This window comes from Veillonella sp. ACP1 (assembly GCF_000286635.1).
Taxonomy (GTDB): domain Bacteria; phylum Bacillota; class Negativicutes; order Veillonellales; family Veillonellaceae; genus Veillonella; species Veillonella atypica.
Window position 1 is genome coordinate 20,663 of sequence record NZ_ALKL01000018.1, and the last position, 14,569, is coordinate 35,231.

14 protein-coding genes are annotated in these 14,569 nt (G+C 38.5%); 1 reads left to right on the forward strand and 13 read right to left on the reverse strand.

All coding sequences use genetic code 11. The features are described from left to right. Nucleotides 1-46: 46 nt before the first annotated feature. The 13 genes from cysK to HMPREF1151_RS06810 all read right to left on the reverse strand — a co-directional run bounded on the left by cysK (nucleotide 47) and on the right by HMPREF1151_RS06810 (nucleotide 12,547). Nucleotides 47-982, reverse strand: coding sequence for a cysteine synthase A (gene cysK, locus HMPREF1151_RS06750; RefSeq protein ID WP_005375572.1), 936 nt, complete (start codon nucleotides 980-982; stop codon nucleotides 47-49). A gap of 69 nt (nucleotides 983-1,051) precedes the next feature. Continuing rightward, complete coding sequence (locus HMPREF1151_RS06755; RefSeq protein ID WP_038141456.1) at nucleotides 1,052-1,501, reverse strand: Rrf2 family transcriptional regulator; 450 nt, start codon at nucleotides 1,499-1,501, stop codon at nucleotides 1,052-1,054. A 383-nt stretch (nucleotides 1,502-1,884) separates the two neighbouring features. Beyond that, the gene (gene ahpC, locus HMPREF1151_RS06760; protein WP_005375602.1) at nucleotides 1,885-2,448 is read right to left on the reverse strand and encodes an alkyl hydroperoxide reductase subunit C; all 564 of its coding nucleotides are present in this window, start codon (nucleotides 2,446-2,448) and stop codon (nucleotides 1,885-1,887) included. A 184-nt stretch (nucleotides 2,449-2,632) separates the two neighbouring features. Beyond that, nucleotides 2,633-2,845: a hypothetical protein gene (locus tag HMPREF1151_RS06765; protein WP_005384033.1), complete on the reverse strand. Its 213-nt coding sequence runs from the start codon at nucleotides 2,843-2,845 to the stop codon at nucleotides 2,633-2,635. A gap of 9 nt (nucleotides 2,846-2,854) precedes the next feature. Continuing rightward, nucleotides 2,855-4,465, reverse strand: a complete 1,611-nt coding sequence (locus HMPREF1151_RS06770; protein WP_009661514.1) for a CTP synthase — start codon at nucleotides 4,463-4,465, stop codon at nucleotides 2,855-2,857. A gap of 15 nt (nucleotides 4,466-4,480) precedes the next feature. Further along, nucleotides 4,481-6,214: an arginine--tRNA ligase gene (gene argS / locus HMPREF1151_RS06775; protein ID WP_009661527.1), complete on the reverse strand. Its 1,734-nt coding sequence runs from the start codon at nucleotides 6,212-6,214 to the stop codon at nucleotides 4,481-4,483. Then, on the reverse strand, nucleotides 6,180-6,638 hold the full coding sequence (locus HMPREF1151_RS06780; protein WP_005375605.1) for a DUF1934 domain-containing protein: 459 nt from the start codon (nucleotides 6,636-6,638) through the stop codon (nucleotides 6,180-6,182). The genes argS and HMPREF1151_RS06780 overlap by 35 nt, the downstream gene beginning before the upstream one ends. A 76-nt stretch (nucleotides 6,639-6,714) precedes the next feature. Next, the gene (locus HMPREF1151_RS06785) at nucleotides 6,715-7,029 is read right to left on the reverse strand and encodes a GIY-YIG nuclease family protein (RefSeq protein WP_038141460.1); all 315 of its coding nucleotides are present in this window, start codon (nucleotides 7,027-7,029) and stop codon (nucleotides 6,715-6,717) included. Beyond that, nucleotides 7,013-7,651 carry a peptidylprolyl isomerase gene (locus tag HMPREF1151_RS06790; RefSeq protein WP_005379758.1) on the reverse strand — a complete coding sequence of 213 codons (639 nt, stop codon included), beginning with the start codon at nucleotides 7,649-7,651 and terminating at the stop codon, nucleotides 7,013-7,015. The genes HMPREF1151_RS06785 and HMPREF1151_RS06790 overlap by 17 nt, the downstream gene beginning before the upstream one ends. Nucleotides 7,652-7,808: 157 nt before the next feature. Next, nucleotides 7,809-8,585 carry an HAD-IIB family hydrolase gene (locus tag HMPREF1151_RS06795; RefSeq protein ID WP_005375586.1) on the reverse strand — a complete coding sequence of 259 codons (777 nt, stop codon included), beginning with the start codon at nucleotides 8,583-8,585 and terminating at the stop codon, nucleotides 7,809-7,811. A gap of 64 nt (nucleotides 8,586-8,649) precedes the next feature. After that, nucleotides 8,650-8,889: a DUF1653 domain-containing protein gene (locus tag HMPREF1151_RS06800; RefSeq protein WP_005375614.1), complete on the reverse strand. Its 240-nt coding sequence runs from the start codon at nucleotides 8,887-8,889 to the stop codon at nucleotides 8,650-8,652. 187 nt (nucleotides 8,890-9,076) lie between these two features. Beyond that, the gene (gene brnQ, locus HMPREF1151_RS06805; RefSeq protein ID WP_005375597.1) at nucleotides 9,077-10,411 is read right to left on the reverse strand and encodes a branched-chain amino acid transport system II carrier protein; all 1,335 of its coding nucleotides are present in this window, start codon (nucleotides 10,409-10,411) and stop codon (nucleotides 9,077-9,079) included. A 99-nt stretch (nucleotides 10,412-10,510) separates the two neighbouring features. Beyond that, entirely contained in the window at nucleotides 10,511-12,547 is a 2,037-nt protein-coding gene (locus HMPREF1151_RS06810; RefSeq protein WP_009661541.1) for a molybdopterin-dependent oxidoreductase, read from the reverse strand. A gap of 595 nt (nucleotides 12,548-13,142) precedes the next feature. Between HMPREF1151_RS06810 and HMPREF1151_RS06815 the strand changes: the two genes are divergently transcribed. Next, complete coding sequence (locus tag HMPREF1151_RS06815) at nucleotides 13,143-14,282, forward strand: Ldh family oxidoreductase (RefSeq protein WP_005379755.1); 1,140 nt, start codon at nucleotides 13,143-13,145, stop codon at nucleotides 14,280-14,282. The last annotated feature ends 287 nt before the right edge of the window (nucleotides 14,283-14,569 follow it).

A 14,569-nucleotide genomic window follows, 5' to 3' on the forward strand; every position in this document is an offset into this window, starting at 1 on the left:
TAAACAAGCAGGACGCCTTTATTACTAGTATTATATTGAAATGCTATTAATCTTCAGGGAATAAAGCAGTAGACAAGTAACGTTCACCTGTATCTGGAAGAATAACTACGATATTCTTACCTTTGTTTTCAGGGCGTTTTGCCAATTCTGCAGCGGCCCACAATGCAGCACCGGAGGAAATACCTACCAAGATACCTTGTGTATGACCAAAGTCTTGTGCTGTTTTAAAAGCATCTTCGTTAGCAACTTGAATAACTTCATCATAAATTTTAGTATCCAATGTTTCAGGAATAAAACCTGCACCTAAACCTTGGATTTTATGAGGACCTGGTTTACCGTTAGATAATACAGCAGAGTCTTTAGGTTCTACAGCTACAACCTTAACATTAGGATTTTGTTCTTTCAAGAAACGACCTGTACCAGTTAATGTACCACCTGTACCAACACCAGCTACGAAGATATCTACAGCACCATCTGTGTCACCCCAGATTTCAGGGCCTGTAGTTTTATAGTGAATTGTAGGATTAGCTTGGTTTACGAATTGGCCTGCTTCTACAGCACCAGCAGTAGCTGTTACGATTTCTTTTGCCTTTGCAATCGCGCCTTTCATACCAAGTGCACCATCAGTTAACACGAGTTGTGCACCATAGCCAAGCATTAATTTACGGCGTTCGATAGACATTGTTTCAGGCATTACGATAACAACCTTATAACCAAGCGCAGCGCCTACAGCGGATAAACCAATACCTGTATTACCAGATGTAGCTTCTACGATAGTACCGCCTGGTTGTAATTCACCAGATGCAACAGCAGCTTGAATGATAGCAGCAGCGATACGATCCTTTACGGAACCACCTGGGTTAAAGTATTCAAGTTTAGCTAAAATATTAGCATCAGCACCTACGCTTTCACCAAAACGAGTAGCTGCCAACAATGGTGTTTTACCAATTAATTCAACAAAAGATTTTGCAATTTTAGACATAATCAACACTCCTTATATTCGGATATTATGGATACTATAAATGGTATGTAATATATAATTATGTGCCTCTTAAATAGAGCCATCCCAATTATCATATTTTGTATCTAGTTTTGCGTATGTACCATCAATAACGTCTTGTAAGGACACACTTTCTAGATAATCGTGAATGTAATTTTGTAACCCCGCCCAGAATCCAACGGTGCGTTCATTAATGACATCATCCGTAGATACACCTTCATCTAGAGATGAAATAATAGCCATTGATTCCTCTGTAGCCATCAAAATTTCAATGATTGTATATTCACTAGGTTTTTTAGATAAACGATAGCCGCCGTATTTACCACGAATGCTATCAACTAAACTGGCCGCTCCTAATCGAGCCACAATACCTTCTAAATATTTCTCAGATATGCCTTGTCGTTCTGCAACAGAACGTAATGACACTGGTTTTCCCTGACCTTGCTCAGCTAGATCGATGAGAACCATCAAAGCATATCTTCCTTTTGTAGAAATTCTCATGTATATTGCCTTCCTTTTTAAAAGCTAGCGTCCCTTGAACAAACATTTTATATACCTCCTATGCGAATGTATAAAACCTTGTGCATCGCTAGGAATTAATTTCATTATAGAATACTAACTGTAAAAATGCAAGAGTTTATTTCCTACTTTGTCAAAAGGTTTTACGAATAACAGTATTTACCTATACTAATTGGATACACTGCGACAAAAAGACCAGCCCAAAGGCTGGTCTTTTTGCGTATAGTTTGTAGTTTGTTATATGAGGTTTACATTAGTGAATTGGAGAGTGTTTCACCATGTAATGGGGCTTACCGGTATCGTTGGAGATACGATCCGTGCCCAAATGTTGTCATTTGAAGAGGTTGTTGGTCTATCTAGTAGTCTTAGATTTTACCTACTAGGTCAAGACCTGGTGTTAATGTATCTTTACCTGGTTTCCAACGTGCAGGGCACACTTGATCACCATGTTTAGCTACAAATTGAGCAGCTTGTACTTTACGAACAAGTTCTTCTGCAGAACGGCCAATACCCATATCGTGAATTTCTGCTGTGCGAATAATGCCTTCTGGGTCAATTACGAATGTACCGCGGTATGCCATAGCAGATTCAGGATCGAATACATCGAAGAAATCAGCTAATTCGTGTTTCTTATCAGCTAACATGTAGTATTCGATTTTATTAATACTTGGAGAAGCATCAGACCATGCTTTGTGAACATATTCAGAATCAGTGGATACGGAGTAAACTTCGCAACCCAATTCTTTTAACTCTGCATAAGATTCTTGTACGTCTTCTAATTCAGTAGGGCATACAAATGTGAAATCTGCTGGATAGAATACGAATACAGACCATTTACCTAATACGTCTGCAGTGCTTACCTTTACCAATTCAGGTTTTTTGAAAGCATCAAGTGTAAATTCAGGGAGTTTCTTACCAATAATAGACATTGTGTCCTCCTTTATATTTCTAAATAACGATTACTATATGTTCTATTGATGTACCTACATCAAATCTATATCTATCTTTGTCTATATAATAACACTAATCATTTAAAATAGCAAGCATTATTTTTAAATTTATCGATATATTTTTGCAAGTTTTTTCGATACAGCAAAAAAAGAAGGAAGATACTCATTTCTGAGTATCTTCCTTCTTTTTACGTACCACAACGGACTTACTACTTATAGCGTGATCAAAAGCAATAAGTCCTGCTATATTAGCAATACCACGCCGCGTCACATGTCCAGTTGTAGACTGTTGTTTCCCCGATTTACCATATACGAACTGCTCTAATTTAAGTGCAGCTAATATAAAGATACCTATAATAGATAAAATGGATCCCATTTCTATTCTCTACTTTTTAAGTTCCAAAATCGCATCTACAAATCCACGGAATAATGGATGAGCATTGTTTGGACGAGATTTTAATTCTGGATGTGCTTGTGTACCTACGAAGAATGGATGACCCTTAACTTCGATGCTTTCAACAAGACGACCATCTGGAGATGTACCAGAAATAACAAGGCCTGCATCACTCAATTGTTGACGATATTCATTGTTGAATTCATAACGATGACGATGACGTTCGTATACAAGGTCTTCACCATATACTTCACGCGCTTTTGTACCCGCTTCTAATTTACATGGATAGATGCCAAGGCGCATTGTGCCACCTTTTTTATCTACATCCACTTGATCACTCATCAAGTCGATAACTTTGTATTTTGCATCTTCATCAAATTCGCTAGATGTAGCACCTTCCATGGCACATACATTACGAGCAAATTCCATTACAGCAGATTGCATGCCAAGGCATAAACCGAGGAATGGAACTTTGTTTTCACGAGCATAATTGATAGTACGGATTTTTCCTTCTACGCCACGGGAACCAAAGCCACCAGGAACAACGATACCATCAATGCCCTCAAATACTTCTTTAGGATCTACAGAAATATCATCAAGTTCTTCGGAATCAATCCAACGAATGTTCACCTTAGTATCAGTCTCGATACCAGCATGGCTCAATGCTTCTGCTACAGAAAGATACGCATCGTGCAAAGCTACATATTTACCTACGATAGCTACTGTAATATCTTTGCTAGGATTCAAAATTTTATGAACCATTTCTTTCCATGCAGTCATATCGCAAGGACGTTCTTCAAGACCCAATTTCTTAATGACAATATCATCAAGCCCTTGATCTTGCATCATCAATGGTACTTCATAGATGGAATCACACGTTTGGTTTTCAATTACGGCCGCTGGTTCTACATCGCAGAACAATGCCAACTTTTCCTTCATTTCGTCGGAAATATGTTTTTCACTGCGGCATACCAAAATATCTGGTTGAATACCAATACCGCGCAATTCTTTTACGCTATGTTGGGTAGGTTTTGTTTTTAATTCACCTGCTGCGTTGATATATGGTACTAATGTAACGTGAATATACAATACATCGTTACGACCTACATCTTTTTTGACTTGGCGAATTGCTTCCATAAATGGCAAGCTTTCAATATCGCCGACAGTACCACCGATTTCAGTGATAACTACATCGGCATTATCTTCTTTACCTACGCGGTATACATTTTGTTTAATTTCATTTGTAACGTGAGGAATAACTTGTACAGTGCTACCTAAATAGTCACCCTTACGTTCTTTATTGATAACGGACCAATATACTTTACCAGCAGTAATATTGGAGCGCTTGCTAAGATTAATATCGATAAAGCGTTCATAGTGACCCAAGTCCAAGTCTGTTTCAGCACCATCATCGGTTACAAATACTTCGCCATGTTGGTAAGGACTCATTGTACCAGGATCGATATTGATATATGGGTCAAATTTTTGAATAGTTACATTAAAACCACGGTTTTTCAATAATCGGCCCAAAGATGCAGCTGTAATCCCTTTTCCCAAGGAAGAAACTACGCCGCCTGTTACGAAAATATACTTAGTTGCCATGATGCCTCCCACCTACTACATTTTTTCCGGAGCGGAAATACCTAAAATACCTAAGCCTTGACGAAGTACAAGAGCAATCGCTGTGATTAACCCAAGACGAGCTTGTTGCAATGCTGGATCTACGCCAATGATACGACCTTGACGATAGAAGGAGTGGAACATACTTGCCAAATCGTATAAGTAACGAGCAATACGATGAGGTGCACGATGTTCAGCAGATTGAACAACCTCTTCTGGGTATTCAGCTAATTTCTTAATTAATTCTAATTCCATTTCACTTGTAAGTGTTGTGAAATCAGTTTCACTATAATCACCAAATGCAATACCCGCTTCACGCACTTGGTTATAAATGCTATGAATACGCGCATGAGCATATTGGATATAATACACAGGGTTATCATTGCTACGAGATTTTGCCAAGTTGATATCAAAATCAAGTTGACTATCTAGAGAACGCATCAAGAAGAAGTAACGAGATGCATCTACACCAACCTCTTCAATCAATTCATCTAATGTAACGCTATCGCCACTACGTTTAGACAATTTAACGAGCTTGCCATCACGGAATAACGCTACCATTTGAAGCAACAATACAGTCAATTTATCTGGATCATAACCAAAGGCTGCCATAGCCGCTTTTACACGGCATACATAACCATGATGATCAGCGCCCCAGATATCAATCATTTCTTTAAAACCACGGTCATATTTATTACGATGGTATGCAATATCTGCCGCTAAATACGTAGGCACACCATTGTCACGGATGACAACGCGATCTTTATCATCGCCGTAATCAGTGGATTTCAACCATAAAGCGCCATTCTTTTCATACACTTTGCCAAGGGCTTTCAAAGCCTCTACGGAATGATGAATTTCTTCTGTTTCATGAACAGTACGTTCAGAGAACCAATTATCAAATGTAACGCGGAAATTGCGTAATGTTTCTTCTAAACGAGCTAATTTTTCTTTCAAGCCCTCTTCTTTGAATAAAGCAATACGATCTGCTTCGTTCATAGCATTTAATGTATCAAAGCCTTCGCGTTCTGCAATCGCTTTCGCAGTTTCAATAATATCAGGACCACGGTAGCCATTTTCAGGAAATACGAGAGCCCCTTCTGGAATATCGAATTCAGGCATAGAACCATCTTCGTTGCGCTTAGGTGGGAACACTAATGTAGCACCTTGCAACTCTTGGAAACGGTACTCAATGGAGATAGCCATATTATCGATTTGGTTACCTGCATCATTGATGTAGTACTCGGATTGTACATTGTAACCTGCTGCACGTAACAAGTTTACAAGTGCACTACCATACGCAGCACCACGACCATGACCGACATGTAACGGACCTGTTGGGTTCGCACTTACGTACTCTACTTGAATCGTATCGCGTGCACGCAATGGTTGCACACCGTATTGATCACCAGCATTCAAGATAGCTTTCAAGGTATCATACACCATATCGGATTTTAAGAAGAAGTTGATAAAACCTGCACCAGCTACTTCAGCACGTTCAAGCCAATCAAAATCCATATGACTAATCAAAGCCTCTGCAATAGCACGAGGGTTTTGACGAGCCACACGAGCGGATTGCATAGCAATGTTCGTAGAAAAATCGCCGAATTCCTTTTGAGGTGGCACTTCTAGAACGATTTCTGGATATTCCCCAGCTGGCAAACCACCACTATTAATCGTTTCTTGTAATGCCTGTTCAATCCCCGATTTCAGGATTTCCTTCATGTCCATGCTCTGTATCCTCCCGCACGTCTATATCTAACTGATTATAAAATTGCCATTCACCTTCTATGGAAATATCATATCCGAGATGAACACGACCCGTTCCATTGTGAAAGTCTACTGTTAATTCATGTGTTTTTACGGCCATGTGAAGATCGCCTAATGGCGTTTCATATGTGGACTGGCGTTCCTCACCGCGAATATATTGATGTCGCATATTCACAGCACCAGTACGCAAAAGAACAATGGAATCTTCGTAAATCTTGATGGTCGTCTTAACCCCTTCAAGACCTGTTACGCTCGATTCTTCATAGCGAATATATTGGACTCCGTTCTTTTCATGTGAAGTACCTGGAGAAATTAATTCCACCACGGTATCCTGCCCATCTATGTCTCGTTGTACACTTTTTACGGATACTAGAACCCGCTTCATGTTTTTCTCCTCCATGGTCATAACATATCAATATATTATAGCACAAACAAGGGTCGTTTTGAATGTTTTGTACACTCTATTTCAATAGATTTATACGTTCAATTTCTCTATTCTCACCTGACGCAATAAGCTGTAATTTTTGTATCCTATTGAGTCTTTTAATAGCATATTCTCGCGACTGTGCCTCTTGTTTACTTTGAAAGCTTTCATAATAAACCAAATACACTGGTCTACGACATTTCGTATACTTAGCCCCACCTTTTATAACGCCATTATGAGCATCCAACCGTTTTTTTAAATCCGTTGTCCACCCGCAATACAAGCTTTCATCAGCACATCTCACAATATACGTGAAAAATTGTTCATGATTCATCTTATTTACTAGCGTCATCCTTAATCGGCTCAATGGTAATCGAATTAATGATCACAGGATCAACAGGCTTATCATTTTTATCTGTTTTTACCTTACCAATTTTTTCGACCACATCCATACCTTGTACAACTATACCAAAAATGGTGTGTTTATTATCGAGATGAGGCGTAGGTCCCAAGGTAATAAAGAACTGAGAACCACCTGTATTCGGCCCACGATTTGCCATGGCAAGAATCCCCATTTTATTAAAATGAAGATCATTAGAAAATTCATCTGGAATCTCATAACCAGGGCCACCTGCACCTGTCCCTGTTGGGTCGCCACCTTGAATCATAAATCCATCGATAACGCGATGGAACGTAACGCCATTATAAAAGCCTTTTTTTACAAGGTAGTCAAAGTTTTTAACGGTAATAGGCGCTTTAGAGCCATACAAACGAATTTTAATTTGTCCATAATTTGTATCAAAAACAGCATATTCATCTGCAATTGGAGCATTTGTAAAATTAGGCATCTTATTAACCGTTTCAGCTTGTGCAACAGGTGTAATCGTTTTATCTGCACTATTATTGCCACACGCTGCGGTTACTACCATCATGCCCCCCAATAGAGCACAACCTAATATTCTTTTAACATTCATGATAATCCCTCACAAAATATAGAATTTCCCCAAATTATATATACATAGAAAAACCGCTCAACCCATGAGCGGCTCTTTATTAGTATATCATGTTTTCACTATGAATTTCTTTAAAATTCTATAAAAATTTATAATCTAAATGGTCTTATGCCAACGATTAATCAATCCATCCAAAATGCTTACATGCATTGTAAATACCATCCTTATCACAGTCAGTTGTAACATAATCGGCCTCTAATTTAAGCTCCGGACGAGCATTTCCCATGGCAATGTTTAACCACTCCGGTCTAAACATAGACAAATCATTATAGCCATCACCAAAAACGACAACTTGATTTGGCTTCATATTGAAATGTCCAATCATATTGCGAATCCCCAATGCTTTTTCCATAGGTTCATATAAAACGCACCCATCGCCATAGCGAATAAGCTTATGCGTCATATGCTCGATATCTTTTTCCTCTTCTTCTCCATCTTTGAAAAATACATAGATTTTATAGAAATCTTCTACACTGTGAAAGTCGAACTCTGGATCCACTACGGTTTTAAACACGTCCCAATCAGGATGCCATTCTAATATTTCTTTATACGGTGTAATGCGCCCCAATTTATTGCGGTCTGTTACAGCCCATGGAATATGCTTTGACTCAAGATACTCTAAATATTGAATACACATATCTCGATTCATGCCAATCATAGATACCAATTTCCCATCAATGGTTATACTATGACCTCCATCAGCAACTACATTTGTAATTCTAGCTTGCTCGGCAAAACGCATAGCATCAACTTGTATTCTACCTGTTGCAATCGATACTAAATGGCCACGCCGTTGCAATTCATCTATACAATACTGAGCACTATTGGGAATTTTTCCTTCAGGCCATACAGCCAATGTGTTATCAATATCAAAAAAGAAAAATTTTTGTTCCACAAGTCCTCCTATCTATCGCTATATACGAGTTCATATACAAACTATAAACTCTACCCGGTAAGCACTATTCATCTCGTCCACTCATTAATTGAAAGCGTTTTTGTTGTTTCACATCAGGATATTTATCTCGATCTACATCGCTACAAAACATGTCTAAGGGACGTACATACAAATCGCGGTCATCATATAATTTTTGATATACCACCAATTTTTCACCCGTTTCAGAATGTGTAGCCACATCTAACACGTAATAATACATACCTTTAAAATGACGATACAAACCACCTTTTACAATTTCGTTCATAACTACCTCGGCTTACTAAAACGATCTTTCATTTCTTATTAAACATTATACTAGGAAATACTATTTGAAAAAAGATTTTTATCACTATAAACAAAACACTCGCATCCCCCTTTTCTTTTACTGTAATCCTTCTAAGAAGGACTGAGCCAATAGAGTATAAAAGGAGAATGCGAGTAACATTCTACATTTATTTAGTTGTATCTGAAACCAATCCCTTATGAATAAGACCTATGATAAAGCCAAGAATTGCAAAACTTACCCAGCCCATACCAATACCTTGGAACGGAATATATTGGGTAAACAAACCTTCGATGGCATCAGGTGCCCAACCAGCAGTTTCAAGACCGCTCATTAAGGCAGAAATCATGGTCAATCCAATAGTCCAACCATATACGCAACGACGACCGCCAAAAACAGTATCACTTAAGGCTAACAAGATAATAACAATCGTCAACGGATACAATAACATCAACACTGGAATAGCTGCACTAATGATTGTTTTCAATCCGAACAGCCCAAGTGCAAATGCAGCCACAGAGAATATGACAACATACATTTTATAGCTAATTTTGCTATATAGTTTGTGGAAATATGTACTACAAGAAGTAATAAGACCAATACTTGTACTCAAGCAAGCTAATAGAACGATGATAGCCAAAATAATTTGACCAGTTCCCCCAAAGAGGAAGTCCGCACTAGCTGTTAACACCGGTGCGCCTGTATCAAACAAGCCAAATCGCTCTACGCTTGTAGCGCCGATATTCGCAATGAATATATACACAATGCCGAGTAATGCTACCGCAATAGCACCAACCTCCATCACAGTTTTCGTAATAATATCGCGAGATGTAGCACCTGTAAGACGTACAAAATCGATGACGAGAATAGCAAACACCACAGAAGCCAATGCATCCATTGTATTATAGCCATCGAGGAAGCCTTGCAATACGGCTGTACCATTAGTCGCGTAAGCTGGTTGAGGCACCGCATATGCCCCAATCGGTGTAACAAAAGATTTGATAATCAATAATAAAATAACAAGCAATAATGCAGGTGTCAAAATATTGCCAATACGATTAACAAGCTTTTGAGGACTAATCGATAGCCACAAAGAAACGCCAAAGAATATAGCAAGGAACAGTGGTTGCATATCCAAAGTCATGCCTTGTAAAAATGGCTTGATCGCAATTTCATACGCAACGGTACCCGTTCTTGGTGTCGCAAACATAGGACCAATACTTAAATATAAGGCCACTGTATAAATAAGACCATATATAGGATGCGCACGACCTGCTAGTTCCTCAACGTCTTTACATCCGGAATAGCCCATGGCCATAACGCCAAGTAACGGTAATCCTACGCCAGTTAATACAAAACCAGCTAATGCCCATCCTACATTAGACCCTGCGTGTTGACCTAATGCGGCCGGGAAAATAAGATTTCCCGCACCAAAGAATAGGGCGAATAACATCATGCCTATAGCTAAATAGGCGCGCAGTGATAGATTTTCTTTTCCATCCATAAGGTTATCTCCCTTCGTACTACACTATCATATTAGATAACATTATATATGATATGGTAATCTGATTCAACAGCAAAATCGAATTATATCGAACTTTCATTACACCTTACGAATATTAACTTGTACGTCATAGAATGTACTCCCCCATGCTTCATCAGTCGGTCTAGATGCAGTTACAGCATTGATTCCTACCTTAGCGTCACTGGACTGAGATTGCCACCATACACCAAGGGTCACAAGTGTACCTCGTTGTACCGTATCATCTAGATATACTTTAATACGAACAGCCCCTCGATTATTATAAATTTCCACAGCATCACTATTATTAATGTTATATAATGCAGCATCATCTGGATGCATTCGTAGCTTCATCAATTCAGAATCATCAAATTCTAGTTCACAAAAACTAGAATCTAATATACGTATATCATTACCGATAATCAACCAGAATGGTTCATCATCACCATAAGGTTCTGTATAGGTAATCAACGGAATGGATTCTCGAGGATTTAAGATTTCGATTTTGCCTGACGGCGTTTTAAAATCCATCTTATAATTGTCTGGCAATGCTACTTCAACCAAGTCGCCACGTAAAATGGCATCTTGTTCGTCTTGTGAAAGTTTAGACGAATTGCGAACCATATGCTCAATTAGTTCTCGTTCTGTCATGGCAAAGAAAGGATCATCTAAACCCATATGCTGAGCAAGTTCAGAAATAACTTGCCAATTAGATTTCGATTCACCAACCGGAGGAATAGCTTGGTAACTGGCCGCAATTGTATAGTGTCCGTAAGAGTTAAAAATATCATCGGATTCAGCAGAGCTCGTGGCTGGTAAGATAATATCTGCATATGCACATGTATCTGTAAAGAAGCGTTCATGCACAACGGTAAATAAATCATCTCTCATAAGACCTTGTCTAACGAGATTTTGATTTGGTGCCGTTATAGCTGGATTTGATGAAAAGATATATAGACTATGAACGGGAACCCCGCCACTAGTATCCTCTAATCCATGCTCTAGAAGCGCTTTTGGATTTGTCAACAAATCCCCTAATAATATCATCGGCATCATCCGTTTAGACGGCGTTGGTGTATTAGGTTGTTGCATGAATGATTTATTAAAATATTGGCTACTACTAGAACTAGATAATAAGCCGCCACCTAAATGTTGCCATGCACCTACCACGGCAGGGAGTGCATTGATACACCGGCAACTCATTGCTCCATTACCATAGCGGGATACACCACTACCGAGACGGATAAATGGAGCCTTTGCTTTTGCATAGGCATGAGCTAGTTCTTCTATGATTTCAACCGGTACACCACATATAGAGGAAACATATTCTGGAGTAAATGTAGGCAATACATCTCGTACTAGCTCATCATAACCTTGCACATATGCTTGAATAAATGTAGTATCCTCAAGACCATCCCGATGTATGATATGAATCATACCAAGTGCTAATGCACCATCAGAACCGGGTTTTACATACACATGATGTGTGCCTTGATCATAAGTATATGTTTTATGGGTATCTATAATCCATACAAAAGCGCCGTTTCGTTTTGCCACATTCACATCGTGTAATATATGTACATCTGTAGCCGTCGCATTAAGGCTCCATAATATAATCAAATCACTATGTTGTGCTTCTTGTGGTTTGATAGCTACTGTGTCTCCATAAACAGACTTAAATGCTGCTTGTTTCGCAGGAGAACAAATCCCTCTGTCTTGACTAGTAGCGCCAATACAACGGAAGAAATAGTCCGCTGCAGGACTATTTACAGCCCCCATGGTCCCCGCATAGGAATAACGAAGAATACTTTCACTACCATAGGTATTAATAGTATGGTTAAAATTTTCTACAATTCGCTCTAAGGCCTCATCCCATGAAATGGGTGTAAATTGATCTGGACCAATACCTTTTTTACCAATTCGGCGTAATGGTGTCATTAAACGTTTAGGCGAATGAATAACACGCTCATAATGAGCCATCTTAGGACATAATGTGCCCCGTGTGAAAGCGTGCTCTTTATTACCGCGAACCTTTGTCACTTTATTGTCATCTACTGTAAGTATAAGTCCACAAGCATCAGGACAATCATAGGGACATACACTTTTATATTCTTTCATATAAGCACCTCGCTTATCATCGTATTTATAGCAGTAATTTTATATGTATATTTATAGTATCATACATACATCACTATATCTGTAACAAAATTAACGAATATCGATATTTTTCAAACTTCGTATCAATGAATACATTGTATATCAATGCATATAACAAAATCACTTATCAAAATAAGTGTGTGACATTATAACTTTTATTAATGTGTACCATGTAGATACACAATAAATATCGATACTTTTCAGTATTTATTTATAGTTTCTCCCCTACAATACAAACAGATAAGCAACGCATAAAAGTACCATTTTTTACGTTCAGGAATGTATCTATTACCAAAAGTCATAATTTATAATTTCAAGGTATTATCGATTATTTCAGTGCTTTTTGTTAACCTGTGTGATAAATTTCACGTAAGTTATGCAAATTATGTAATGCATTAAGTTATGTAAAACTATTCAATAACTCAACTTTGTGTGCTATACTGACATTGTCATTTGAGAGGATATAGAACTCACCGGACATCATATCACATTCATTGATATAACGGAGTGGAGTCAACTATATCAGGTACATATTTTCTGAAAAGAGGTTTTAACAATGGCAGACGCAAAAAACACTGTTCTTTTCCCTTATGAAACATTGAAAAAATTGAGCATGGATGCTTTCCAAAAATTCGGTTTCTCCGAAAAAGAAGCTGACATCATTCAAGACGTACTTTTGACTTCCGACTTGTTCGGTATTCAAAGCCATGGTATGCAACGTATGGTTCGTTACCACAAAGGTATCACTAATGGCTTGATCAAAATCGACGCAAAACCAGAAATCGTAAAAGAAACTCCAATCTCCGCAGTTATCGACGGTCATGATGGCATGGGCCAATTGTTGGGTCACAAAGCTATGGAAATGGCTATCGAAAAAGCTAAAAAATCCGGTGTTGGTATCGTATCCGTACGTAACTCCAACCACTATGGTATCGCTGGTTACTATGCTAAAATGGCATCCGACCAAGGCTTAATCGGTTTCTCTTGTACAAACTCCGAAGCAATCATGGTTCCTGTATATGCTCGTAAAGCTATGCTTGGTTCCAATCCTATCGCTTGGACTGTACCAGCTGATCCTGTTGACTTCTTCTTCGATTGCTCCACTACAGTAGTAACTCGTGGTAAACTTGAAATGTACAACAAAATGGGCAAAGCTACTCCAGATGGTTGGGCTGTTAACAAAGACGGCGTTCCTTCCACTGACGCAGCTGAAGTATTGGGCAACATTTCCCGTCATGAAGGCGGCGGTATCCTTCCTTTAGGTGGTGCTACAGAAGTTCTTGGCGGCCACAAAGGTTATGGTAACGGCATGATTGCTGAATTGTTCTCCTCCATCCTTTCCCAAGGTGGTACTTCCAATAAATGTATGGTTGGCGGCAAATCCAATATCTGCCACGGCTTCATGGCTATCAACCCTGAATTCTTCGGTGACCCAGCTGAAATCAAAAAACACTTCTCTCAATTCTTACAAGAATTACGTGAAGCTCCTAAAGCTCAAGGTCAAGACCGCATCTACACTCATGGCGAAAAAGAACATGAATCTGTTGCTAAAGTTAAAGCTGAAGGCATCCCTGTACTTAACGGTACAATGCTTGAAGTTCAAGATCTTTGCAATGAATTAGGTTTAGACTTCAAATCCTACTTCGGCGATTATGTACCAGAAGCTCCTGCTACAATGTTCAAAGGTAACTACTAATATCTAATTAGTGTTGGCCCTAACACGGACATGTAGTTAGTACAGAGGGGGACATAAACACTGTTTATGTCCCCTCTCTTATATTTTTTTAACCTCATAAGCTATGAGGTTAAAAAATTTTAAGAGATATATCACTTTTTCTGATAAGTATATCTGTTATTTTATTGTAATCTTTTATTATTACTGAACTTTTACAACTTAATCCAATAGCGAATTACTCATCAATTAAATTGATTATTGCTACATCGTCCTGTTAAGCATATATTTTTATTTTTCTTGAAAGGATG

What these genes read in the sequence shown, in the direction of transcription:
- cysK (WP_005375572.1), bottom strand. Translation starts at nt 982, where the DNA reads ATGTCTAAAATTGCAAAATCTTTTGTTGAATTAATTGGTAAAACACCA.
- HMPREF1151_RS06755 (WP_038141456.1), bottom strand. Translation starts at nt 1,501, where the DNA reads ATGAGAATTTCTACAAAAGGAAGATATGCTTTGATGGTTCTCATCGAT.
- ahpC (WP_005375602.1), bottom strand. Translation starts at nt 2,448, where the DNA reads ATGTCTATTATTGGTAAGAAACTCCCTGAATTTACACTTGATGCTTTC.
- HMPREF1151_RS06765 (WP_005384033.1), bottom strand. Translation starts at nt 2,845, where the DNA reads ATGGGATCCATTTTATCTATTATAGGTATCTTTATATTAGCTGCACTT.
- HMPREF1151_RS06770 (WP_009661514.1), bottom strand. Translation starts at nt 4,465, where the DNA reads ATGGCAACTAAGTATATTTTCGTAACAGGCGGCGTAGTTTCTTCCTTG.
- argS (WP_009661527.1), bottom strand. Translation starts at nt 6,214, where the DNA reads ATGGACATGAAGGAAATCCTGAAATCGGGGATTGAACAGGCATTACAA.
- HMPREF1151_RS06780 (WP_005375605.1), bottom strand. Translation starts at nt 6,638, where the DNA reads ATGAAGCGGGTTCTAGTATCCGTAAAAAGTGTACAACGAGACATAGAT.
- HMPREF1151_RS06785 (WP_038141460.1), bottom strand. Translation starts at nt 7,029, where the DNA reads ATGACGCTAGTAAATAAGATGAATCATGAACAATTTTTCACGTATATT.
- HMPREF1151_RS06790 (WP_005379758.1), bottom strand. Translation starts at nt 7,651, where the DNA reads ATGAATGTTAAAAGAATATTAGGTTGTGCTCTATTGGGGGGCATGATG.
- HMPREF1151_RS06800 (WP_005375614.1), bottom strand. Translation starts at nt 8,889, where the DNA reads ATGAACGAAATTGTAAAAGGTGGTTTGTATCGTCATTTTAAAGGTATG.
- brnQ (WP_005375597.1), bottom strand. Translation starts at nt 10,411, where the DNA reads ATGGATGGAAAAGAAAATCTATCACTGCGCGCCTATTTAGCTATAGGC.
- HMPREF1151_RS06810 (WP_009661541.1), bottom strand. Translation starts at nt 12,547, where the DNA reads ATGAAAGAATATAAAAGTGTATGTCCCTATGATTGTCCTGATGCTTGT.
- HMPREF1151_RS06815 (WP_005379755.1), top strand. Translation starts at nt 13,143, where the DNA reads ATGGCAGACGCAAAAAACACTGTTCTTTTCCCTTATGAAACATTGAAA.